The 1,758-nt window shown below is 76.7% G+C and carries 2 protein-coding genes; both read right to left on the bottom strand.

All coding sequences use genetic code 11. The annotated features are described in order from the left end of the window. On the bottom strand, positions 1 to 818 hold an 818-nt coding region (locus ACOV8S_RS32965; RefSeq protein WP_448322343.1), incomplete at its 3' end, for an ATP-binding cassette domain-containing protein. Next, on the bottom strand, positions 815 to 1,699 hold the full coding sequence (locus ACOV8S_RS32970; RefSeq protein WP_448322345.1) for an ABC transporter permease: 885 nt from the start codon (positions 1,697 to 1,699) through the stop codon (positions 815 to 817). The genes ACOV8S_RS32965 and ACOV8S_RS32970, both read right to left, overlap by 4 nt. Positions 1,700 to 1,758 lie beyond the last annotated feature (59 nt).

Here is a 1,758-nt window from a genome sequence, read left to right on the forward strand (position 1 = left end):
GGCGCGGAGGCCAGCAGGGCCGCCGTGTACGGGTGCCGGGGGGCGCTCCCCAGCCGGTGCGAGGGGCCGTGCTCGACGACCTTCCCGGCGTACAGCACGTGCACCCGGTCGCAGGCGGAGAACGCGACCCGCAGGTCGTGGGTGATCAGGATCAGGCCCATGGCCCGGTCCCGCCGCAGCCCGCCCAGCAGGTCCAGGACGGCGGCCTGGGTGGCGGTGTCCAGCGCCGTGGTCGGCTCGTCGGCGATCAGCAGCTCCGGGTCGCCGGCCAGCGCCGCCGCCGTGGCCACCCGCTGCAGCATGCCGCCGGAGAGCTCGTGCGGGAAGCGGTCGGCGACCGACGGCTCCAGCCCCACCTCGACCAGGCGCCGTTCCACCTCGGCCCGCCGCGCCGCACGCACGGCACGGCCCCGGCCGTCGGGGCCGTGCAGCCCGTCGGCGATCTGCCGGCCGCAGGTGAGCTGCGGGTGCAGCATCGCGAACGGGTCCTGCATCAGCAGCGCGATCCGCCGGCCGCGCAGCGCGGCGCGGGCCCCGGGCGCCAGGCCCAGGACCTCCTCGCCGCCCAGCCGGACCGCCCCCGCGGTGACCTCGAGGCCCGGCGGCAGCAGCCCGGCGACCGCCCGGACGGTGAGGGACTTCCCGCTGCCGGACTCGCCGACGATGCCCACGCATTCGCCGGGCGCGACGGTCAGGGACACCCCGTCGACGACGACGGCCCCGCCGCCGGAGCCCGCCGTCACCGACAGGCCGTCGACCTCGAGGAGCGGCGCGGACACCCGGTCACGGGTGGCGTGGGTGGCGTGGGTGGTCGTCACGATCTGCCTCGCTCGGAGAAGGCCTCCAGGACGCGGTCGCCGAGCAGGTTGAGCACGACGGCCGACAGCACGATGAGGGCGGCGGGCGCGAGCGCCGCGCTCGGGTTGGTCCACAGCAGGTTCCGGTTCTCGGAGAGCATCCGCCCCCAGTCCGGGGCGCCGGGCGGCACGCCCAGGCCCAGGAAGGAGAGCGAGCTCAGCGCGACCACGGCCCCCGCGAAGTTGAGCAGCGTGTTGGCGACGACCACCGGCAGGGTGTTGGGCCAGATGTGCCGCAGCATCACGGTGCGTCGCGGCAGGCCCAGCGTCTCGGCGGCCTCCACGTACGGCAGGTGCCGCTGCTCCAGCACGGCGGTGCGCACCAGGCGGATGTCGGAGGGCGAGGTCAGCACCACCAGCGCGCAGACGGCCAGTGTCCAGCCCCCGCCGCCGATGCCCGCCACCACCAGGGTGACCAGGAGGGCGGGAACGGCCAGCAGCAGGTCGGCCCAGCGGCGCACCAGCACGTCCGTCCACCCCCCGAGGTAGCCGGCGAGGAGCCCCAGCACGTTGCCGATCAGCATCGAGCCCAGCGCCACCAGCGCGGCGCCGGTCAGGGTGGAGCGGGCGCCGGCGACCACCATGCTCGCGATGTCGCGGCCCAGGTCGTCGGTGCCGAGGAGATGGCCGTCGCCGGGCATCCGGGCGCCGGCGGTGATGTCCTGGGCGTCCCAGTGGGGCAGCAGTGCCTGGCCGAACGCGGCGGCCGCCAGGAACAGCACGGCCACCAGGACGCTCAGGGCGGTCAGCGGCCGGACGAGGCGGGTGTGCCGCGGGCGAACCGTGCGGGGCCGGGCCGTACCGCGCCCTCGGGCTCGGGCTCGGGCTCGCAGCGAGGTCATCGGCGTTCCTTGGTCGGGCGCGGCGGCGCGGCGGGGGCGGGGCGCAGCCGGGGGTCGAC

The sequence above is a fragment of the Streptomyces sp. CO7 genome (assembly GCF_053474865.1).

Excerpts from the sequence above, each read along its gene's own strand:
- ACOV8S_RS32970 (WP_448322345.1), bottom strand. The coding sequence starts at position 1,699 with ATGACCTCGCTGCGAGCCCGAGCCCGAGCCCGAGGGCGCGGTACGGCC.